General features: G+C 55.6%; 18 protein-coding genes. 6 read left to right on the top strand and 12 right to left on the bottom strand.

Annotation, left to right across the window (positions count from 1 at the left end; all coding sequences use genetic code 11):
- The first annotated feature begins 149 nt into the window (after positions 1 to 149).
- Both ACYVG7_RS14255 and ACYVG7_RS14250 read left to right on the top strand, forming a co-directional pair.
- Positions 150 to 707: a hypothetical protein gene (locus tag ACYVG7_RS14255; RefSeq protein ID WP_460883756.1), complete on the top strand. Its 558-nt coding sequence runs from the start codon at positions 150 to 152 to the stop codon at positions 705 to 707.
- 91 nt (positions 708 to 798) lie between these two features.
- On the top strand, positions 799 to 2,721 hold the full coding sequence (locus tag ACYVG7_RS14250) for an AAA family ATPase (RefSeq protein WP_460883755.1): 1,923 nt from the start codon (positions 799 to 801) through the stop codon (positions 2,719 to 2,721).
- 238 nt (positions 2,722 to 2,959) lie between these two features.
- Here ACYVG7_RS14250 and ACYVG7_RS14245 read toward each other — a convergent pair whose 3' ends face one another.
- From ACYVG7_RS14245 to ACYVG7_RS14195, 11 genes are all read right to left on the bottom strand, one after another.
- Positions 2,960 to 3,379, bottom strand: a complete 420-nt coding sequence (locus ACYVG7_RS14245; RefSeq protein WP_460883754.1) for an REP-associated tyrosine transposase — start codon at positions 3,377 to 3,379, stop codon at positions 2,960 to 2,962.
- Between the two features lie 527 nt (positions 3,380 to 3,906).
- Positions 3,907 to 4,647: a phosphoadenylyl-sulfate reductase gene (locus ACYVG7_RS14240; protein ID WP_460883753.1), complete on the bottom strand. Its 741-nt coding sequence runs from the start codon at positions 4,645 to 4,647 to the stop codon at positions 3,907 to 3,909.
- On the bottom strand, positions 4,640 to 6,346 hold the full coding sequence (cysI, locus tag ACYVG7_RS14235) for an assimilatory sulfite reductase (NADPH) hemoprotein subunit (RefSeq protein WP_460883752.1): 1,707 nt from the start codon (positions 6,344 to 6,346) through the stop codon (positions 4,640 to 4,642). Before cysI ends, ACYVG7_RS14240 begins: the two co-directional genes overlap by 8 nt.
- Positions 6,346 to 8,166, bottom strand: a complete 1,821-nt coding sequence (locus tag ACYVG7_RS14230) for an assimilatory sulfite reductase (NADPH) flavoprotein subunit (protein ID WP_460883751.1) — start codon at positions 8,164 to 8,166, stop codon at positions 6,346 to 6,348. Before ACYVG7_RS14230 ends, cysI begins: the two co-directional genes overlap by 1 nt.
- Before the next feature lie 205 nt (positions 8,167 to 8,371).
- A complete protein-coding gene (locus ACYVG7_RS14225) occupies positions 8,372 to 9,004 on the bottom strand; it encodes a TIGR04219 family outer membrane beta-barrel protein (protein WP_460883750.1) in 633 nt (210 codons plus the stop codon).
- Positions 9,005 to 9,399: 395 nt separating this feature from the next.
- Positions 9,400 to 11,610 (bottom strand): catalase/peroxidase HPI, encoded by a 2,211-nt coding sequence (gene katG, locus ACYVG7_RS14220; protein WP_460883749.1) that lies wholly within the window; start codon positions 11,608 to 11,610, stop codon positions 9,400 to 9,402.
- Between the two features lie 207 nt (positions 11,611 to 11,817).
- Positions 11,818 to 12,315: an acetolactate synthase small subunit gene (gene ilvN, locus ACYVG7_RS14215; RefSeq protein WP_460883748.1), complete on the bottom strand. Its 498-nt coding sequence runs from the start codon at positions 12,313 to 12,315 to the stop codon at positions 11,818 to 11,820.
- Complete coding sequence (locus tag ACYVG7_RS14210) at positions 12,315 to 14,033, bottom strand: acetolactate synthase 3 large subunit (RefSeq protein ID WP_460883747.1); 1,719 nt, start codon at positions 14,031 to 14,033, stop codon at positions 12,315 to 12,317. Before ACYVG7_RS14210 ends, ilvN begins: the two co-directional genes overlap by 1 nt.
- 454 nt (positions 14,034 to 14,487) lie before the next feature.
- Entirely contained in the window at positions 14,488 to 14,655 is a 168-nt protein-coding gene (locus ACYVG7_RS14205) for a hypothetical protein (RefSeq protein ID WP_460883746.1), read from the bottom strand.
- Between the two features lie 237 nt (positions 14,656 to 14,892).
- On the bottom strand, positions 14,893 to 15,990 hold the full coding sequence (locus ACYVG7_RS14200) for an MJ1255/VC2487 family glycosyltransferase (protein WP_460883745.1): 1,098 nt from the start codon (positions 15,988 to 15,990) through the stop codon (positions 14,893 to 14,895).
- An 11-nt stretch (positions 15,991 to 16,001) separates the two neighbouring features.
- The gene (locus ACYVG7_RS14195) at positions 16,002 to 16,496 is read right to left on the bottom strand and encodes a phosphatase PAP2 family protein (protein ID WP_460883744.1); all 495 of its coding nucleotides are present in this window, start codon (positions 16,494 to 16,496) and stop codon (positions 16,002 to 16,004) included.
- Positions 16,497 to 16,900: 404 nt separating this feature from the next.
- On the opposite strand from ACYVG7_RS14195, the gene leuA reads away from it, so the two are divergent.
- Genes leuA through leuD form a run of 4 tightly spaced genes read left to right on the top strand, consistent with a single transcriptional unit; the run spans position 16,901 to position 21,589 of the window.
- Positions 16,901 to 18,466: a 2-isopropylmalate synthase gene (gene leuA / locus ACYVG7_RS14190; RefSeq protein WP_460883743.1), complete on the top strand. Its 1,566-nt coding sequence runs from the start codon at positions 16,901 to 16,903 to the stop codon at positions 18,464 to 18,466.
- Complete coding sequence (gene leuB / locus ACYVG7_RS14185; RefSeq protein ID WP_460883742.1) at positions 18,466 to 19,563, top strand: 3-isopropylmalate dehydrogenase; 1,098 nt, start codon at positions 18,466 to 18,468, stop codon at positions 19,561 to 19,563. The genes leuA and leuB overlap by 1 nt, the downstream gene beginning before the upstream one ends.
- Before the next feature lie 3 nt (positions 19,564 to 19,566).
- Positions 19,567 to 20,979, top strand: a complete 1,413-nt coding sequence (gene leuC / locus ACYVG7_RS14180) for a 3-isopropylmalate dehydratase large subunit (protein WP_460883741.1) — start codon at positions 19,567 to 19,569, stop codon at positions 20,977 to 20,979.
- A gap of 10 nt (positions 20,980 to 20,989) precedes the next feature.
- On the top strand, positions 20,990 to 21,589 hold the full coding sequence (leuD, locus tag ACYVG7_RS14175; protein ID WP_460883740.1) for a 3-isopropylmalate dehydratase small subunit: 600 nt from the start codon (positions 20,990 to 20,992) through the stop codon (positions 21,587 to 21,589).
- 106 nt (positions 21,590 to 21,695) lie between these two features.
- Here leuD and ACYVG7_RS14170 read toward each other — a convergent pair whose 3' ends face one another.
- On the bottom strand, positions 21,696 to 22,127 hold the full coding sequence (locus ACYVG7_RS14170; RefSeq protein ID WP_460883739.1) for a hypothetical protein: 432 nt from the start codon (positions 22,125 to 22,127) through the stop codon (positions 21,696 to 21,698).
- Positions 22,128 to 22,313 lie beyond the last annotated feature (186 nt).

The following is a 22,313-nucleotide window of genomic DNA, read 5'->3' as shown; positions in this document are numbered from 1 at the left end:
AGCCTCAGCCAGAGAGCCGAGGGTGATCTTCCTACAGGGGACTTTCACCCCATCAGTTCATGCCCATGCTGGGCGTACACAAAATTTTAATGCCGGATGGCACTGCGTGCCACCGCATAAAACAGATGTTATGCAAAAGGACTAATTATTTGAGCCTTGACATCAAAAACAAAGTTTCGAGATTCATCAGCAAGTCACTAGATCTTAGATGGCCAGAAGATATTATCGATTTTGAGAGTCAGTGTTTTTGTGTAAAAGGGATAAGGCCTCTTGTACATGTACAAGACGACATTGAAACAACTTTTGTTTGGAGCTGGTCTGTTAAGGATCATCTTATCGAAGAGCTGGTTGGGAGTAACACTACAGTTACAAAAAAGATGATTGAAAGTGAAATCAATAACTATAGATGCTTAGTCCTCTGCGCTGATATTGCAAATGGATTGAAACACGACAAGTTAAGGGAAAGTCGTAGCGGAGATTTTGCAAAATTATCAATCATACAGACAACCGCCATAAATAAAGATACTGTTTCAACCATCCATAAACTAGATGGCAATTATTATATCACCCCCAAAAGTGGAAGTTGCGTACAAGTCAAAGCTAGTATCGTCAGTTTCAATGGTGTTTTTTTATTGGACGCCTACGAATGTCTTAGGGATAGCTTAATCGCGTGGGATGAAATACATAATAAATTTGCAAGTGCATAAGAATTAGTTTAAGTCGTTTGCTTAGCTCACTGGGACGCGCATAAAGCCGCGCGCCTCATAACTAAAATGTTAAGTTTCAAAGGAGAATGCTGTGTCTTTAAGCGTATCAGGTCAAAAAGAATACAATGGCTTTCTTTTGAGCGAAACATTTGTCCATGACGGAAAATTGATTGTTCTTACTGGACGAAACGGCTGTGGTAAAACGCGACTTTTAGAAAGTATCCAAAAAAACATGTCAGTAGTGGATTTGGATGGTCAGCAGATAACAAACCAAGAGGTTATTCTTGTAAGTCATGCGCAATTAACGCCAAATTTCGGTGGGGCGTATAATGATGCTCAGTTCCAGACAAAGATAACGTCATCATTACAAATGTTTGATCAGGTCAAAAACGATTTTGATTTTCCATATGATCCGCAAAAAGCTCAACATCGAAGTAGAATGTACGGGGAATCTTTACCTTATGAATCCCTATACAATTTGTGCGCATCAATCGCGAGATATTTGAATAAACCTGCTGGTGAGTTAACACATGATGAAATTAAGGTGCACTTTGAAGATTATGTTCCTAGTGTCCTTGGGTTTCAAAATATATCAGGCATATGCAATCGGTATATTCAGCGTAAAAAGCTCAATAGGTTTAATCGATTCTGTGCGGAGCAAGAAGGCGAGGATGTTGCGTTTCTTACCGACGAATTATTTTTTGAAAGATTTGGTGGTGAACCATGGGTTATAATAAATAAAATCATTGAATCGACATTTGATAATAAATTCAAGTTCACTGAGCCTGATGTCAGTTCACAAAGTTACTCTTATACAGCTACTCTATTCCAACAAGATAACGGTCAGCCAGTCTCCGTTGAGGCATTATCATCAGGGGAAAAAACATTGCTTTGGTTGGCTTTGACTTTATTTAACAGTCAATATTATGATCAGTTAGCAGTGAAAACGCCAAAATTGCTATTGCTCGACGAACCGGATGCCTTTTTGCATCCTCAGATGGTCGTTAAGATGTACCGCGTTTTAATTGAATTTGCAGAAAGCTTTAACACGAAAATAATAATTACAACTCACTCCCCAACAACTGTTGCTTTGTCTCCAGGAAATAGCACTTATATTGTTAATGAAAAATCAATTCGTCCTGTTTCTAAAGACGAAGGTGTAGCAGAGCTACTGGATGGGGTTACGCAGATTTCAATTAATCCAGAAAATCGGAGACAAGTTTTCGTTGAAAGTCAGTATGACGCAAATGTATACCAGTCTATCTATTCAAAACTTCTTCATATATCAAACTGTATCGATGCCAAAATATCACTTAGTTTTGTTAGTTCGGGACCAAAAATGCCCGAGCTGCAATTGAAAGATAAGGTCAGGCAAGTTTTAAAAATTGATGATCAAGAGCTTTTATGTGAGTTTGTAGACTCTATAAATGGAGTTGGTAATTGTGTGCAGGTAGTTGGCCAGGTTGAGGCTTTAGCTCAAAACGACAATAGAACGGTAAGGGGGATTATAGACTGGGACTTAAAGAACAAGCCTTCGAAATTCATTTCTGTCCTGGCTCAAGACTATGCCTACTCAATCGAAAATATTGCTTTAGACCCAGTTTGTATACTTTTATTGCTTCATACTACTAAACCTGATTTTTTTACGATGGAAACGGTTTGTGGAGTAAATATCCATTGGTCTGATTGGCTTAAAGATGATGATTTGTTGCAAGAGTCGGTTGATCGTTTTATTCTTAAAGTTCTAGATAAAGAAAATGATAAGAATATGCAGCTTTCCTATATTTCAGGGAGAAAGTTACTTACCGATGCTAAGTATTTAAATATGAAAGGGCATCCACTAGAAAAATTAGTCAAACAGAAATACGGTGCATTAAACGATTTTTCAAGAACAGGAAAAGAAGGGGAGTTGAAGTATTCAATAGTTAGTAGATCAATGATTACTTTAACTAATGGTTATTTTATCCCAAGTGCATTTGAACGTGTTCTGTCTTCGTTGCAGAATGAAACTTAACAAATTGCTGCGCGCGGACACATACACTAAATTCCTTGCAAAGAAACCGTTGCATATTGACTGTGATTTGGAATCTATTTCATTCATTCAATAGCCCGTAGGGCGCAATATCAAAGCGTATTGCGCCAATTTAATCGAAATACTCCGGTAGCAATAAACCACCATCACACCAATCGATAGGATAGATACCTCGCTGGCAATAGCGATGAAAGGTTGAATAGGGCCAGTCAATTACCTTTTACACCAGACCGTGTTTTAATGGATTAATGTGAACACAATTAAGATGCGCATGAAAATCGGCTTCATCGCGAATAAGGTGTTCCCAATAACGCCGTTGCCATATTCCCCGTTCTCCCCGATTTATTCTGACATCGGAGCGATATTCATGGATGGGTAGTGCCTTGGAAAATCCCTGTTTGATCAAACGCCAACGCAACGGAAAATCTTCATCATTCGGCGGTAACTCAATAACACAGTGAATATGATCCGGTAATACCACCCAAGCGTGGATGATAAACGGATACCTCCCCTTCACCTTGGCCACAACCTGTCGCAACAAATCAATTTGCTCGACCAGCAAGGCATTACTATTTCGCTGCAGCAGATTAACGGTAAAAAAATAGGTCCCACCCGGTTTCCAGATCCGTCGATAGTCCATGTTCTTTATGAGTTGGTTGACGGTTTACCCATTATGCGTCATCCGGCGCAATACGCTACGCTATTGCGCCCTACTGCTCTCGTTGCAATTACACCAATAATCAAAGCCGTCTGTCGGGCCGGGTGGAGGGGTGAACGCAGCCGGTGCGCGGTCAGGATGACCGCAAAAGGGAGCGTCACGCCAGGGATGGCGTGTGGCTCCCGGCCGGTGGAGAGAATCCCGGAGCGCGGGGCTTTCCCGACAGTCGGCCTACACCAGGGCCCGGGATTGCCAAGGGGGAGGCCTTTTCCCCCTTGGCCCGCCCCCGCCAACGGCAGGTTGGCAAATCGCCCCAGCCGGGAGGGCGGAACCGGATCAGACCGAATCCAGATCCGGGTGTCGACCTCGACAAATCGGCGGGCTTCGCTCGCTCGGGAACCCAGCCCGGCAGCGGGCTAACGTGGGCCAACTCGGCCCACGCTGCCAGCGCAAAAAAACAAGGGCGCCCTCAGGCGCCCTTGGCAATTCCAGCGATGACAGAACTGTCATCACCCTCCCTCATGGAGTCCGCATTCACGCTTCAGGCCAAAGAAGCGGGTCTCTTCTTCATTCATCCCCGGTTCCCACTTGGTGGTGGTATGGGTATCGCCGACCGAGAGATAGCCTTGCTCCCACAGCGGGTGGTACGGCAAGTCGTGCTCCTTGAAGTAGTAGAAGACGTCTTTGTTGCTCCAGTCGATGACTGGCAGGAACTTGAAGCGGCCGCGCTGGATGGCCAGCACCGGCAGGTTGCCTCGACTGCCGGATTGCTCGCGGCGCAGGCCGGAGAACCAGGTCTGGGCGTTGAGCTCACTCAAGGCCCGGGCCATGGGCTCGACCTTGTTCAGTTGGTTGTAGCGCTCGATGCCCTCGACGCCCTGCTCCCACAGCTTGCCAAAGCGCGCCTCTTGCCAGGCGGGCGACAGATCGGCGCGATAGACCTTGAGATTGAGCCGCAAACGCTCGGTCAGTTGATCGATAAACTGGTAAGTCTCGGGGAACAGATAGCCGGTATCGGTTAGCACCACCGGGATATCCGGGCGCTCCTGAGTGACCAGGTGCAACATCAAGGCCGCCTGGATGCCAAAGCTGGAGGAGAGAATAAACTCACCCGGCAGATGGGCCAGCGCCCAGCGCACCCGCTCCAGGGCGCTTAAGGCTTCGAGCTGGGCATTGGTGTCGGCCAGGGCCGCCACCTGCTGCTCTTTATCGAGGGCCAGCAGGCCCTCGAGATCCAAATCACTAGTCATAGAAATCCCTCGCCGAATCAACCACAGGACGGACGATACCGGCGCGGATCACGAAGTCGCCAAAGGCTTCACCGGCTTCCCGCTCGCTGGCCCAACGGCCCACTAGCGTGTCGATCTCGTCCAGGATCGCCTGCTCGGTGATGTTCTCGCGGTACATGCGCGGAATGCGGGTACCGGCCAGATTACCGCCGATGTGGAAGTTGTAACGCCCCGGCGCCTTACCCACCAGACCGATCTCCGCCAGCATGGCGCGGCCGCAGCCATTCGGGCAGCCGGTGACGCGGAAGATGATGCTGTCATCCGGGATGCCGTGCTTGGCCAGCACCCCTTCAATCTGGGTGACAAATCCGGGCAGGAAGCGCTCGGCTTCGGCCATGGCCAGAGGGCAGGTTGGCAGCGCCACACAGGCCATGGAGTCTTCGCGCTGCTTGGATACCGGGGCCAGCAGACCATATTCGGTAGCCAGCGCCTCGATCTTCTTCTTGCTGCGCGCCGGAACCCCGGCAATCACCAGATTCTGGTTGGCCGTCATGCGAAAATCGCCCTTATGCACCTTGGCAATCTCGGCCAGACCGGTCTTGATCGGCTTGCCCGGGAAATCCAGGATGCGGCCATTTTCGATAAACAGTGTCAGGTGATGCTTACCATCGATGCCTTCGACCCAACCGAAGCGATCGCCACGGCTGGTAAATTCATACGGACGGCTATCAGCAAATTTCACACCGGCACGCTTCTCCACCTCGGCCTTGAAGGCTTCGACCCCGACCCGCTCCAAGGTGTACTTGGTCTTGGCATTCTTGCGATCGGTGCGATTGCCCCAATCGCGCTGGGTAGTCACCACAGCCGCCGCCACCGCTAGCGTGTGTTCTTTCGGGATAAAGCCAAAATCGTCGGCCTTGCGCGGGAAGGTCCCCTTCTCGCCGTGAGTCATGGCCAGACCGCCACCCACCAGCACGTTGAAGCCCACCAGCTTGCCGTTCTCGGCAATCGCCACGAAGTTGAGATCGTTGGCGTGGACGTCGATATCGTTGTGCGGCGGGATCACGACCGTGGTCTTGAACTTGCGCGGCAAGTAGGTGGAGCCCAATATCGGCTCCTCATCCGGCCCCAGCTTCTCGCCATCCAGCCAGATCTCGGCATAGGCGCGGGTCTTGGGCAGCAGATGCTCGGAGATGGCCTTGGCCCACTCGTAGGCTTCGGCGTGCAGCTCGGATTCCACCGGGTTGCTGGTGCACAGCACGTTGCGGTTTACATCGCCAGCGGTGGCAATCGAGTCGATACCGTACTGATTCAGGGTCTGGTGCATCAGCTTGATGTTGGGCTTCAACACGCCATGGAACTGGAAGGTCTGACGGTTGGTCAGACGGATGCTGCCATACAGGGTATGGTCACGGGCAAATTCGTCAATGGCCAGCCACTGGGTCGGGGTAATGATGCCGCCCGGCATACGGGCACGCAGCATGACGTTATGCAGCGGCTCGAGCTTTTGCTGGGCACGCTCGGCACGGATATCGCGGTCATCCTGCTGGTACATGCCGTGAAAGCGGATCAACTGGAAGTTATCACCCTTGAAACCGCCGGTGAGCGGATCCTGCAGATCCTGCTCTATGGTGCCGCGCAGAAAGTTGCTCTCGCGCTTCAAGCGCTCATTATCAGCCAGAGGCCCTTCAACCGGGCCGGGAACAGTTTGGTAGCTCATCAGTAGACATCCCTCTGGTAGCGCTTGGCGCGACGCAATTCATTCAAATACTCTTCGGCGGCTTCGCGATCCATGTTGCCGTGCTGGGCGATGACCTCGATCAGCGCCTCCTGCACATCGCGGGCCATGCGATTGCCATCGCCGCAGACATAGAAGTGGGCACCCTGCTCCAGCCATTGATAGAGCTCGGCCCCCTGCTCGCGGATCCGATCCTGAACATAGATCTTGTGAGCCTGATCGCGGCTGAATGCCAGATCAATTTTTGAAAGCAGGCCGGATTTGACGTACTTCTGCCACTCCACCTGGTAGAGGAAATCCTGGGTGAAGTGCGGGTTGCCAAAAATCAGCCAGTTCTTGCCGCTGGCGCCGTCGGCGTCACGCTGCTGGATAAAGGCGCGGAACGGCGCTATGCCGGTGCCGGGGCCGACCATGATCACCGGGGTATTGCCATCGGCGGGCAGGCGGAAGTTGTCGTTATGCTCGACAAATACCCGTACCGGAGCACCGTCGGTCAGACGATCGGCCAGAAATGACGAGGCGCCGCCGGAGCGAACCGTGCCATCGGCCTGCGGGTAACGCACCACGCCCACGGTCAGATGCACTTCCTCTTCTACCTCGGCTTGGGACGAGGCAATAGAGTAGAGGCGCGGCGTCAGCGGACGCAGCAGCTGGGTCAGCTGCTCGGCGCTCAGGGTGGTCGGGAAGCGGGTCAGCACATCCACCACCTGGGCCGAGGCGGCCAACTGCTGGGTTTGCGCCTTGTCGGCGGCCAGCGCCAACAGCTCGGCGGCATCGGATTGCTCCGCCAGTCCGCTGATAAAGCCGCTGTGCAGCCGGGTCAGCTCGAAGCGGGTGGTCAGAGCCTCGGCAAGACTCAGGCTCTCCCCCTCGACCGTCACCACTTCCTGACCGGTCAGACCGGTGAGGGTGAGGATCTCGGTGACCAGAGCGGCGTCATTATCAAACCAGATGCCCAGGGCATCACCCGGTTGATAGTGGATGCCGGACTCTTCCAGGGAGATCTCGATATGGCGGATATCCTTGGTGGAGTCGCGGCCGGTGATCTTCTGATTGGTGGTCAGGGTGGCCACATAAGGGTTGAACTTGTCGTATTGGCTATGGGCCGTCGCGACACCGGCCAGTGCAGGCGCGGCAGAGCCACCGCCCACCCCACCTAAGCTCGCGGCCAGAGCAGAGACGGCCTGCTCGGCCCACTCAGCGGCAGCGGCACGATAATCCACATCCAGATCGGCACGGGCGACGACGCGCTCGGCACCGGCCTTTTCCAGGAAGGCATCAAAATCCTTGCCGGACTGGCAGAAGAATTCATAGGAGGAGTCACCCAGCCCCAGCACGGCAAACTTGAGGCCTTCGAGCTTGCCAATCTTGCCGGCCTTGAGCTGACCGTGGAGATCCACCGCGTTTTCTGGCGGCTCGCCCTCACCCAGGGTGCTGGTGACGACGATGAGATGGGTCTCTTTTTTCAGCTGCTTGGGCTTGAAATCGCTCATGCTGAGCAGTTGCACCTGCAGCCCCTTGCCCAAGGCCAGCGCCTTGATGGACTCGGCGACGCCCTTGGCATTGCCGGTCTGGGAGCCATAGAGAATGGTCAGAGTACCAGCGGGGGCACTGGCTATCGCCGCTGAGGCCACAGCGGCCGAGCTGGCAACGCCAAGGCTACCGCCCGCCTGTGCCAGACCAAACAGATACCCACTGGCCCAGACCAGCTCCGATGGGCTGAGACCCGCGACCGCTTCGGCCAGCTTGCTCAGTTGTGGCAGCGGAAAAGCACCCGCTTGTTGTGGTTCCGTAGAATTCATGTCGCCGACTTCCTTTTGCTCAGATGCTACCAGCTTAAGGAGTGCGCATATTCTTCTCAAAGAACAAAACCGCATTTTTAATTCCATTTAGAAATAAAAAGCACAAACAGCCTGTGGTTTTGCTCCCGGCGACACTCGGTTTACCGGCTTGTGGAGACAACAAGGGCCGCAGAGCGGCCCATATCATCAGAGGTATATTGCTGATTTAGAAACGGTATTCCGCGCCCGCAAACCAGCCATCGGTCCGTTGTGCCAGCTCGACACCATCGACGTTGGCATCCAGACGCACGTTGCGATAGCCGCCGCGCAGATGGAAATTCGGCACAAACTCAACCGCCATCCCGACCCGGTAGTCGTGGGTGTGCTCACCATCCCATTGGGAGAAGCGGGCATCACTGAAGGCACTGACGGTAGTCCCCGGGATCTTGACCTCGGCCTGCAGGTAACCCAGCGGGCTGGTCTCGGTGTAGCTGTGACCATAAATATCGCCATCCAGCTGACGCAGATCCAGACCACCGCCGATACCGAACAGATCGTTATCAAACAGGCGATAGTAGAGCGCCAGATCCCAGGCCGTCAGATCATTGTGCAAACCGAAACCTGAACTGTCGTAGCTGGTGCGTTGCAAATTCGCATTCGGCAGCAACGGGATACCATGACGAAAATCGGCCCAGAAGGTCCACAGCGATGGATCGTCATAGGCGGTCGTGGTGCCATCGATGCTACCGGTCGGAGTCGGATTCCAGTAGTCGGTACCCAGCGCCAGACTCAAATCGGATGCTTGGGCGGATGCCGACAACGCCAGGATGCTACACAGGCCCAGGGTTTTTAACTTCATAATGTATTCCTCGTCACAGATTGCAAACCACCGGCATTCTACCCCTGCCGGATCAAATGCCCAGTACTTTCCTCATCCCAGAGGCAAATGAGGCCACTCACTCGACCAAAGCAGCACGAGATCCAAACAGCAGCCACCGACTCAGCAGGGTTGTTGCGCATATAAAAAAGGCTCTGTCCCAGTTAACTGTTGGAAGTAAAGAGGTATGGCGTCTGGACGAAAAGCAGACCGTCGGTGGCAGGGACGCCGCCACCGAGCCAACAGGGATGTTTTCACGGCGCGTCTGCGCTCGTCCGGACTCCAGACCATACCGGAGCCGGTGCTTTCAACACGGAACTGGGACTGAGCCATAAAAAAGCCGGCCCGCAGGCCGGCAATGTGGTTCACATCGGCTATCAGGCCAGATCGAAGCGATCTGCGTTCATCACCTTGACCCAGGCGGCGACAAAATCGCGCACAAACTTCTCGCGGTTATCATCCTGGGCATACACCTCGGCATAGGCACGCAGTATCGAATTGGAGCCAAACACCAGATCGACGCGGGTGGCGGTCCACTTCACGGCCCCCGTACTCCGCTCGCAGATCTGGTACAGGTTCTCGCTCGCCGGCTTCCAGTTGTAGGCCATGTCGGTCAGATGGACGAAGAAGTCATTGCTCAGCACGCCCGCCCGATCGGTGAAGACGCCGTGGGCCGAGCCACCATGGTTGGTGCCCAGCACCCGCATGCCGCCCACCAGCACCGTCATCTCCTTGGCCGTCAACCCCAGCAACTGAGTACGATCCAGCAACATCTCCTCCGGTGTCACCGCGTAGGGCTGCTTTTGCCAGTTGCGGTAACCATCGTGCAGCGGCTCCAGCACGGCGAACGACTCGACATCGGTCATCGCCTGCTCGGCATCACCGCGTCCGGCGGCAAACGGCACCGTCAGCGTCACTCCGGCATCCCGCGCCGCCTGCTCGACAGCGGCACTGCCCGCCAGCACGATCAGATCCGCCAAGCTGATGGGCTTGCCAAATTCGGCCTGAATGGTCTCCAGTACTGCCAACACCTTCTGCAGACGCTCCGGCTCGTTACCGACCCAATCCTTTTGCGGTGCCAGGCGAATACGGGCGCCATTGGCGCCACCCCGATAGTCCGAACCACGGAAGGTGCGAGCACTGTCCCAGGCGGTGCTGACCAGCTCGCCGACCGACAATCCGGATTGCAGGATGCGTTGCTTGAGCTGAACCACTTCGGCCGCGGTCGGCAGGTAGTGGGCAGCCGGTACCGGATCTTGCCAAATCAGCTCTTCAGCCGGCACATCCGCGCCCAGATAACGGCTCTTGGGTCCCATGTCCCTGTGGGTCAGTTTGAACCAGGCCCGGGCAAAGGCATCGGCAAACGCGGCCGGATCCTGATGGAAGCGGCGGGCAATCGGCTCGTACACAGGATCGAAGCGCAATGACAGATCGGCCGTGGTCATCATGGGCGGATACTTCTTACTCGGATCATGGGCATCGGGGATCAGGTGTTCGGGTTTGACGTTGATCGGCGTCCACTGCTGGGCGCCCGATGGGCTCTTGGTGAGCTCCCAGTCGTAACCGAACAGCATGTCGAAATAGCCATTGTCCCACTGAGTCGGATTGGGTTTCCACGCCCCTTCGATGCCACTGCTGGTGGTGTGCACGCCGACGCCACTGCCCAGGCGGTTATGCCAGCCGAGGCCCTGCTCCTGCAGCTCAGCGGCCTCCGGCTCAGGCCCGACTAACGCCGGATCCCCGGCGCCATGGGCCTTGCCGAAGGTATGGCCGCCCGCCACCAGCGCCACGGTTTCCTCATCGTTCATCGCCATCCGGCCAAAGGTCTCGCGCACATCCAGCCCCGAGGCCACCGGATCCGGATTGCCATCCGGCCCTTCCGGATTAACGTAAATCAGCCCCATCTGTACCGCCGCCAGCGGATTTTCCAGCTGCCGCTCGCCGCTGTAACGGCTGTCCGGTTTGTCACTGGTCGCCAGCCACTCGCGCTCCGCCCCCCAGTAGATGTCTTTTTCCGGATGCCAGATATCCTGGCGTCCACCGGCAAAGCCGAAGGTCTTGAAGCCCATGGACTCCAGTGCCACGTTCCCGGCCAGGATCATCAGATCGGCCCAGCTAATCTGGTTACCGTACTGCTTCTTGATCGGCCACAGCAGACGGCGCGCCTTGTCGAGGTTGACGTTATCCGGCCAGCTGTTGAGCGGGGCAAACCGTTGACTGCCGGTGCCACCACCACCGCGGCCATCGGCGGTACGGTAGGTGCCGGCGCTATGCCAGGCCATGCGAATCATCAGGCCGCCGTAATGGCCCCAGTCCGCGGGCCACCAGCTCTGGCTGTCGGTCATCAATTGGCGCAGATCCCGTTTCACGGCCTCCAGATCCAGCGTCTTGAACGCCGCGGCGTAGTCAAAGTCCGGATCCATAGGATCCGTTTTGCGATCGTGCTGATGCAGGATGTCCAGATTCAGGCTCTTGGGCCACCAGTCGGTGACGCTGATGCCACTCCGGGTCTGGGCGCCATGCGCCGCGGGTGCACTGCCGTGCATGAACGGACACTTGCCCGCCGGTGCCTTGTGATCATTTCCCATCTTGAACCCCTTTTATCTCGTCGTTGTTGTCCTGGCTGCAACCGCACCCATCGGCAGCCGCTTCATCAATAGTTGACGAGGAAAGGGGATTAATCCAATCGATTAAAATGATTACTCAGATAGGGAAAACCATACAGACGCCCGCAAGAGACGCAAAAAGCAGGACCCGCCGAAGCGGGTCCTGGATATTACAGTTACAGGTATTCATCAGGCGTGTAGCGAGCGCTCACCACGGGCGATCCCGCAGACCCCGCTGCGCACCACTTCCACTATGTCGGTCGCTTGCTTCAGGGTACCGATAAAGGCATCCAGCTTCTCGCTGGTGCCGATCAGCTGCACCGTGTAGAGATCCGGAGTCACATCGACAATCTGGCCACGGAAGATCTCGGCCAGACGCTTCACCTCATCCCGGGAGTCCGGGGTATTGGCCCGGCTCTTGACCAGCATGATTTCCCGCTCGATATGGCTGCCTTCGGTGATGTCGGAGACCTTGAGCACGTCCACCAGCTTATGCAGTTGCTTGGTGATCTGTTCAATCACCCGCTGATCGCCCAGGGTCACAATGGTCATCCGCGACAGGGTGGGATCTTCGGTCGGCGCCACAGTCAGGGTTTCGATGTTGTAACCACGTTGGGAAAACAGACCGACCACACGACTCAGGGCACCGGATTCGTTTTCCAGTAAAACTGAAATTAAATGTCGCATCAGGTACGCTCCGTCTTGCTCAACCACATCTCATCCATGCCACCAAACTTGATCTGCATCGGATAGACATGCTCATCCGGATCAACGGCAATATCCATGAACACCAGACGATCTTTCAGCGAGAAGGCATAGGCCATCGCCTCATCCAGTTTGGCCGGGTCATCGACCTTGATGCCCACATGCCCATAGGCCTCCGCCAGCTTGACGAAGTCGGGCAGTGACTCCATGTAGGAGTGGCTATGACGGCCACCGTAGAACATCTTCTGCCACTGCTTCACCATGCCCAGCGCACGGTTGTTCATGGTGATGATCTTCACCGGCAAGCCATATTGCAGGCAGGTGGAGAGTTCCTGGATGTTCATCTGGATAGAGCCATCGCCGGTCACACAGGCCACAATCGCCTCTGGATGGGCAAACTGCACCCCCATGGCGGCGGGCAGGCCGAAGCCCATGGTGCCGAGGCCACCCGAGTTGATCCACTGCCGGGGTTCGGCAAACGGATAGTAGAGCGCGGCAAACATCTGGTGCTGACCGACGTCGGAGGCGACATACGCCTTGCCGTCCGTCGCCTTGTACAGTGCTTCGATCACCTGTTGCGGCTTGATGATGCTGTTGCTCTTCTCGTAGGCCAGGCAACGCTTGGCACGCCAACCGTCAATCTGCTCCCACCAGTCCGCCAGGGCACCGTCATCGATCTCCAGACCGAGTTCGGCGACCGCTTCGAGCATCTGATCCAGCACGGTATCCACAGCGCCGACAATCGGCACATCGACCTGGATGGTCTTGGAGATCGAGGTCGGATCGATATCGACATGGATGATCTTGGCGTGCGGACAGAACTTGGCGACATTGTTGGTCACCCGATCGTCGAAGCGCGCACCAATCGCCACGATCAGATCGGCGTTGTGCATGGTGTTGTTGGCTTCGAAGGTGCCGTGCATCCCCAGCATGCCGACAAACTGGCTATGGGTCCCCGGGAAGGCGCCCAGGCCCATCAGGGTACTGGTTACCGGCAGGCTGAACTGTTCGGCCAGACGGCGAACCTGCTCCTTACCATTGGCCAGCACCGCGCCACCACCGACATACAATACCGGCTTCTTGGCCTCGGCCAGCATCTTCACAGCCCGTTTGATCTGTCCCTTATGCCCGGCTTTGCTCGGGTTATAAGAGCGCATGTTCACCGACTTGGGATACTCGTAGGGGAACTTCTCTTTCGGATTTTGCACATCCTTCGGCAGATCCACCACCACGGGGCCAGGACGGCCGGTAGAGGCAATGTAGAACGCCTTTTTGATCGCCAGCGGGATATCCGAGGCTTTCTTGCACAGGAAGCTATGCTTCACGACCGGACGGGAGATCCCGATCATATCCACTTCCTGGAATGCATCATCACCAATCAGGGTGGTCGGCACCTGCCCGGACAGGATCACCATCGGAATGGAGTCCATATAGGCGGTGGCGATCCCGGTAATACAGTTGGTGGCACCCGGACCCGAGGTCACCAGTGCAGCGCCCACCTTGCCGGTCGAACGCGCATACCCGTCTGCCATGTGAATGGCCGCCTGCTCGTGGCGTACCAGCACATGCTCAATCTTGCTGTTCTCGAAAAGGGCATCATAGATGTCGAGCACCGAACCGCCGGGATAGCCAAAAATATGATCTATCCCTTCGTCTTCCAGCGCACGAACTACCATTTCCGCGCCTGATAACATCTCCATGATTCAAGCCCTCCAGGCTTTACTCCGTTTACAGTGGTAAGGTCGGTAGGATTTCGTTCCCTTACGTCAATGTCATGGCACAGGTAAGGCTATGCTCAGTCCCCTGGTTGGGGCGACTCAGCATAACCTTTTGAATAGACGGGTTATTATTCGAACAAAACCCTGATACCACATGAACATTGAAAATTGAACTTACCCCGCTTCAGGCGGCTTGTCCACGGATTTGCTGCCTCACAAATGTGCATCCCTGCCTCGTTTTCGCACAAGGAACCGAGAGCAAACCACTTCAGCAGCGCAATATTTCAATATGTCATAATAAAGCAGCTTATTTATCCAAAATTGAAAACATCTGCAGCCAGTCATCAAATCCAGTGGCATGCAGCGACTGAACAGCGGCCAAGAAAAACCCGATCCTGAGATCGGGTTCAAGTCACACGTTTTACCCTTAGCCAAATCATTCTGCGGCGACCTCTCCGGACTCCAGACCTTCATCTTGCCAGATCTGGTGCTCCTTGTCGGACTTCTCCACCAACTGGATGGACATGCCCATCTCCGCCAGTTCCTGAAGCGTGAGGCTATCGGCCAGATGGACCTCTTCCCCACGCTGATTCTTGAACATCATAGCGACCTCCTGCTGTATCCCCTTGGATCTGAATTAAGCCTAGCAGAGGCCGGACATTACATAGCCACAAATCATGGCCTGAATAGCGTTCCGAATAACAGCTCACTCACAACTGCGACTGGGTGGCACTAAGCTGACCCTCCACGCCAGGGATGGCGCGGCGGAGCCCCCATGGATGGGTTCACGGCGTGTCAGCGTGTGCTACCTTGTCGATGGAGCATCATTAGGGTCGGCTATTTAGATACGCAATAACTGGCCACAGTGCAGGGTATCGCCCAGACCAAGCTCGGCAATCCGATCATAGGTTGCTTCGGGAAACACGACCCGGTTCCACAAACGTTCAATCAGTACCGATAAGGGCTCAACACCTCCGGCGGCCAACCAGCGCGCCAACGCATCGGCCACATCCGGATAGATAACCTGACCAGGACTCTCCCTGTCCAGCCAGTCATGAACCGCCCCCGGATCCAGCGTCTCCATCACCTGGGCCAGGCCCAGCATCTCCAGCGTCAGCGCATTGGAGGCTTGTTCAAACTGCCCCTTCAACGGCTTGAGCAGCAGCTTCTTGCCCAGGGAGAGCGCTTCAGAGGCCAGCTCGAAGCCGCCGTTGGAGATCACCCCCCGGCAGCTGGCTAACGCCTGTTTGAACGCTTCACGCCCCGGCGGGTGAAACAACAGATTGCCGGATAATTGGGACTCGTGAATGTCAGGGTGGAAGCAGACGAAGTTCACCGCCGAATAGCGCCCCAATAATCCTTTGATGGCGGATATGGATTCAAACGGCAGATAGACCAGCAGACAGTCTTGTTCCGGTTGCGGGGTCAGGCCATCGATAATCGGCGGCAAAATGGGGCAGCCAAAGTGAAACCAGTGCAGACCCAGCGCCTGATTGACCGGCGCATAGTGGCGCATCACCAGGCGGGATGCCCAATCCTCACCGCGACGCGGCACCGGATGGGCAAACGAGGCCTGATGGCTGATGCCGAGCACCGGCACCCCTTGCCGCCGCGCCGCCCAGGCGGTGATCGGCTCGAAATCACTGATCACCCGGTCATAACCCTCCAGCGACAACTGTTGGACATCCTGCCAAAAGCGCAGCGGATTATTCCGCGTACAGGTCTGCCACAGATCCAGCCCGCCATCCCGGGTGATAAAGGTCAGTCCCTGCCGCGCGCGGAAATCACCGAACGACTGCATATCGAAGTAATCATCGCGGGCTCGTCCACTCAGCAAATAATCCACTTCGACCCCGTGCCGACCCAGGGCTTGCGCCAACGTCCGGCAACGACTGATATGACCATTTCCTGTTCCCTGAACCCCGTACAATAGACGCATTACTCTTCCTTCTACAGCAGAACCAGGACGGCGCAACCGGTCCCCAGCAGGGCTCCGGCGATCAGATCCGTCAGATAGTGCACTCCCAGCAGCAGGCGAGAGGCACCGATAAATGAAGCCCACACAAAGGCCCCGACCGCAGCCGCGGGATAGAAGGATGCGATGAGGCAGGCCATGACAAAGGCGGCGGCGGTATGGCCGGAGGGCAGGCTGTAGCGATCCGAGGGGCGGATAAAGACCGGCAGACCGACCGGACGTTCGCGCTTGATATAGTTTTTCAGCAGCAGATAGAGCGGCAGCTCGACGGCAAAGGCCAACAGCCCCTGCATCAGGAACTCTTGTCCCCTCTCGCCGTCCAGCCATGCCAGTGTGAGCGCCAGTAACAGATAGAGCGGCCCATCCCCAGTGCGGGAGACCAGCCGACTGACGCGGGCCTGTACCCGGTTGTAACCATGCAGCAGACAGAGCTGGCTGCAGCGTAAATCCAGACGTTTGACCTGATTCATCGTGAGTCCCTCCATGCGACCAGTCCGTGAAAGCCACACCTGTTGAAATCATGGTGCTTTTTCCACCCCTAGCGACCACCCTAGAGGCGTTGGATGACAATGAATTGACTAATTGATAACCGGATCATGACAGTGCAGCCTGCGGAAAATGCAGCACCAACCGCAGCGAAGAGTTGACAGTAGCCGGTGAAATCGGCTATTGGTATGGGCAGTTGCCAGAAGGAACATGACTAATTATGCGTTACACTCGCCCGCTACTACTACTAACCCTAATCGTGGGATCTCGCGCGGGTTAGTCTTGGCTGAGTGTCAGCAAAGCAAATTTCACACAAACCCGTGCGCTAGCACGGGTTTTTTATTACGTATTCTGGCGCACGGACGAATAGACAAGAGAGGAAGTCATCATGTCAGATCGGGTCATCATATTTGATACCACCTTACGGGACGGTGAGCAGGCGCTTGCCGCCAGCCTGACGGTCAAAGAGAAGCTGCAAATCGCGCTGGCGCTGGAACGGCTGGGCGTTGACGTCATGGAAGTGGGCTTTCCGATCTCCTCCCCCGGTGACTTCGAGTCGGTGCAGACCATAGCGCGCCATATCAAAAACAGCCGGGTCTGTGCGCTCTCCCGTGCGTTGGAAAAAGATATCTTTGCCGCCGCCGAAGCGCTGAAGGTCGCCGACCAGTTCCGCATTCATACCTTCCTCGCCACCTCCACCATCCATGTCGAAAGCAAGCTGAAAAAGAGCTTCGAGGATGTGCTGGCAATGGGTATAAATGCAGTCAAATATGCAAGAAAATTCACGGATGACGTTGAATTCTCCTGCGAAGATGCCGGTCGGACACCGATTGACAATCTCTGCCGCATGGTCGAAGCCGCCATCAACGCCGGTGCCACCACCGTCAACATCCCGGATACCGTCGGTTACACGGTGCCATCTGAGTTCGGCGGCATCATCCAGACCCTGTTCAACCGGGTACCGAATATCGACAAGGCGGTCATCTCGGTGCACTGCCACGATGACCTGGGGCTGTCGGTCGCCAACTCCATTGCCGCGGTACAGATGGGTGCCCGTCAGGTCGAGGGAACGCTCAACGGTATCGGTGAGCGGGCGGGCAACTGTTCGCTCGAAGAGATCGCCATGATCCTGCGCACCCGGGGCGATCTGCTCGGTGTGCACACCAACATCAAGCATCAGGAAATTCACCGTACCAGCCAGTTGGTGAGCCGCCTGTGCAACATGCCAATCCAGCCGAACAAGGCCATCGTCGGTGCCAACGCCTTCTCCCACAGCTCCGGCATCCATCAGGATGGCGTGCTCAAGGCCAAGAACACCTACGAGATCATCACCCCGGAAAGTATTGGTCTGAATCAGAACACCCTGAACATGACCTCCCGCTCCGGTCGCCACGTCATCAAACACCGTATGGAGTTGATGGGCTACGCCGAAGGCAGCTACAACCTGGATGACCTCTACGAGAGCTTCCTGAAACTCGCCGACAAGAAGGGCCAGGTCTTTGATTACGATCTGGAAGCCTTGCTGTTCTTCAGCCAGATCCAAGAAGAGCCGGAGCAGTTCAAGCTCGACTACCTGAGCGTGCTCTCCGGCGGCAGCGTCATGGCCACCGCCAGCGTGCGCATGAAGGTGGGCGGCGTTATGGTGTGTGAAGCCGCGACCGGCAATGGCCCGGTGGATGCTGTGTACCAGTGCATCAACCGCATCACCGGCTATGACATTCGCATCGACAAATATGAATTGAAGAGTAAAGGCGAAGGTAAAGATGCCCTCGGTCAGGTGGATATTGTCGCCGAATATGAAGGCCGCAAATTCCACGGCATGGGGCTGGCCACCGATATCGTCGAATCCTCCGCCCAGGCGCTGGTCCATGTGATGAACAACATTCATCGCGCCTGCCAGGTGGCCGAGAAGAAAGAGCAAATTTCGCAAAAATCCAAGTTGGAGACAATCTGATGACAGGAAGTTACAAGATCGCCGTACTGCCCGGTGATGGGATCGGCCCAGAAGTCATGGCCGAAGCACGCAAGGTATTGGCAGCAGTGTCCACCGCGTTCGGTATCGGCTTCGAATTCAGCGAACATGACGTCGGCGGCATCGCCATCGACAACCACGGCTGTCCGCTGCCCCAGAGCACGCTGGCAGCCTGTGAAGCGGCTGATGCCGTGCTGTTCGGCTCGGTCGGTGGCCCGAAGTGGGAACACCTGCCACCGAATGATCAACCGGAGCGCGGCGCCCTGCTGCCCCTGCGCGGCCACTTCAAACTGTTCTGTAACCTGCGTCCGGCGCAAATCCATCAAGGCCTGAACGCCCTCTCTCCGCTGCGCGCCGATATCTCCGATCGCGGTTTCGATATCGTCTGCGTCCGTGAGCTGACCGGCGGCATCTACTTCGGTCAACCCAAGGGTCGTGAAGGCGAAGGCGCCATGGAGAAGGCTTTTGATACCGAGGTGTATCACCGTTACGAGATCGAGCGTATCGCCAAGATCGCGTTTGAATCGGCACGCGTGCGTCGCAAGAAGGTCACCTCCATCGACAAGGCCAACGTGCTGCAAAGCAGCATTCTGTGGCGTCAAGTCGTGACCGAAGTCGCCAAGGATTATCCGGACGTGACGCTGCAACATATGTATATCGACAACGCCACCATGCAGCTGGTCAAGGATCCGTCCCAGTTCGATATCCTGCTCTGCTCGAATCTGTTTGGCGACATCCTCTCCGACGAGTGCGCCATGATCACCGGCTCCATGGGCATGCTGCCCTCCGCCAGCCTCAATGCCGACGGTTTCGGTCTGTATGAGCCGGCCGGTGGCTCGGCCCCGGATATCGCAGGTAAGGGTATCGCCAATCCGGTGGCCCAGATCCTCTCCGCCGCCCTGATGTTGCGTTACAGCTTCAAACAAGAAGCCGCCGCCCAGGCCATAGAGCGCGCCGTAGCCGAGACCCTGGCGGCAGGCTACCTCACCGGTGACCTGCTGCAAGGCGCCGGCAAGCATCCGGTGCAAAGCACCAGCGACATGGGTAGCCAGATCGCTGCCCGCATCCGGGAGATTTAAGCCATGGCCCAGACACTTTATCAGAAGGTTTTTGAAGCTCACGTCGTGCATGAGACTGCCGGGGAAACCCCGATCATCTACATCGATCGTCACCTGGCTCACGAAGTCACCAGCCCGCAAGCTTTTGATGGCTTGCGCGAGAAGGGACGCAAGGTGCGTCGCCCGGATCGCACCTGGGCGACCATGGACCATAACGTCTCCACCCAGAGCAGCGACATCGCCGCCTCCGGCGAGATGGCCCGCGTGCAGATGCAGACCCTGATCCAAAACTGCAACGACTTCGGTGTGCCGCTGTATGGCCTCGGCCACCAGTGGCAGGGCGTGGTACACGTTATGGGCCCGGAGATCGGTCTGACCCTGCCCGGCACCACCATCGTCTGCGGCGACTCCCACACCGCCACCCACGGCGCCTTCGGGGCTCTGGCCTTCGGCATCGGTACCTCGGAAGTGGAACATGTGCTGGCGACCCAGACCCTGAAGCAATCCCGTGCCAAGACCCTGAAGATCGAGGTCAAGGGCAAGGTCGCTCCCGGCATCAGCGCCAAGGACATCATACTTGCCATTATCGGTAAGACCGGCACCGCCGGTGGCACCGGTTATGTGGTGGAGTTCTGCGGTGAGGCCATCCAGGCGTTGACCATGGAAGAGCGAATGACCGTCTGCAACATGGCCATCGAAATGGGTGCCAAAGCGGGGATGATTGCGCCGGATCAGACCACCTTCGACTACCTGCAGGGCCGCCATTTCGCGCCCAAGGGTGCCGATTGGGATGCGGCTGTCGAATACTGGAAGACGCTCAAGAGTGACGACGGCGCCCAGTTTGATGCCGTGATCGAACTCGATGGCGCCAGCATAGCGCCGCAAGTGACCTGGGGTACCAACCCGGGTCAGGTGATCGGTATCGATCAACCCATCCCCGCCCCTGCTGATTTCAGTGATGCCGTCGAGCAGCACTCCTGCGCCAAGGCGCTGGAGTATATGGCCATCGAAGCGGGCCAAAAGCTCTCCGATGTCACCATCGACAAGGTATTTATCGGCTCCTGCACCAATGGCCGCATCGAAGACATGCGTGCCGCCGCCGATATCGCCAAAGCCGCACTGGCCAAGGGACAGAAGGTTGCCGCCGGAGTGCAAGCCCTGGTGGTTCCAGGCTCCCAGCAGGTGAAGAAACAGGCTGAAGAAGAAGGCTTGGACAAGATCTTTGTCGACGCCGGTTTTGAATGGCGTCTGCCGGGCTGCTCCATGTGTCTGGCGATGAACAATGATCGTCTGCAACCGGGCGAGCGTTGCGCTGCCACCAGCAACCGCAACTTCGAGGGCCGTCAGGGCCGCGGCGGTCGTACCCATCTGGTGAGCCCGGCGATGGCGGCTGCGGCTGCAATTGCCGGTCACTTTGTCGATATCCGCGAGCTGTAAGGAGAGCGCCATGCAAGAGTTCAAACAACATACCGGGCTGGCCGCGCCGCTGGATGCCGCCAACGTCGACACCGACCAGATCATCCCCAAGCAGTTCCTGCAGAAGGTTTCCAAGCTGGGTTTTGGCAAGCACCTGTTCCACGACTGGCGCTTCCTGGACGATGCCGGCGAACAGCCCAACCCCGAGTTCGTGCTGAACGCCCCGCGTTATCAGGGAGCCAGTATCCTGCTGGCCCGTGAGAACTTCGGGAACGGCTCCAGCCGCGAGCACGCCCCCTGGGCACTGGCGGACTACGGCCTGCGCGCCATTATCGCCCCGAGCTTTGCCGATATTTTTTACGGTAACTCGCTGAATAATGGTCTGTTGGTGGTGCGTCTGAAACCTGAAGAGGTCGATGCGCTGTTCAAGCTGGTGGAAGCCAACGAGGGACAGACCATTACCGTGGATCTGGAAAACCAGCAAGTCCGCGCCGGAGAGCTGTGCTTTGACTTCGTCATCGACGAATTCCGTCGTTACTGCATCATGAACGGTCTGGACAACATCGGCCTGACCCTGCAGCACGGCGATGCCATCGACGCCTTCGAAGCCAAGCAACCCGCCTGGTTGTAAAGCCTCCGCACCAAACATTACGCCAGTCCAATCGACTGGCGTAATTTTATCAATAAGCACCGTTTGTTTTGCTAATGTATCTCTGAAATGATACGTCAGATACCAATTAATAACAAATTCCACCCTCTCGCTGTATAGGAATAAAATTATTATTGGAATCAAAAGATCCGGAGTCGGTTCCCGGTATGGCTGCAATAATACGGCGCAACATATCTGAATTATCGCTAAATACTGTCATCCATATACTCCAATAGCCTTTCGCCTTGACTAACTCGATCAATGTTTCTTTAAAATCATCGTTATTATTTCTTGCTAACTTCTCTCTTTCCCGATATGCAATATCCCATGTCTCTCGTCTGCTTTTCCAACGGCGATCTGAGTCCATTGGCGAATCAGGTGTTTTATCTAATCCAACCAACTTTATGAGCTCATTGGCCCTGTTTTCCTGTACACCGGGAATAGCGGAAACAATTCCACCTTCAGAATAAGCGATAGCACGGAACGTGTTATCCCTGTCAGGCCAGATATACTCATCCAACACAACATCTGTATTGTTTTTTGTCGAATTGCAATTGGTACAAGCCAGCAAAAAATTACTTGATTACCACCATGATTCAGCCCTTCAGGACTACACTTAAAGTGTTCTGTTCTGGAGGGTTAAATCATGGCCAGAAACAAGGTTCAATTTCAAAAAAGCATGAGCATTCATACCTTTATTCAGCGT

This window comes from Pseudaeromonas pectinilytica (assembly GCF_054780855.1).
This window is presented reverse-complemented; position numbering and strand designations above follow the sequence as displayed.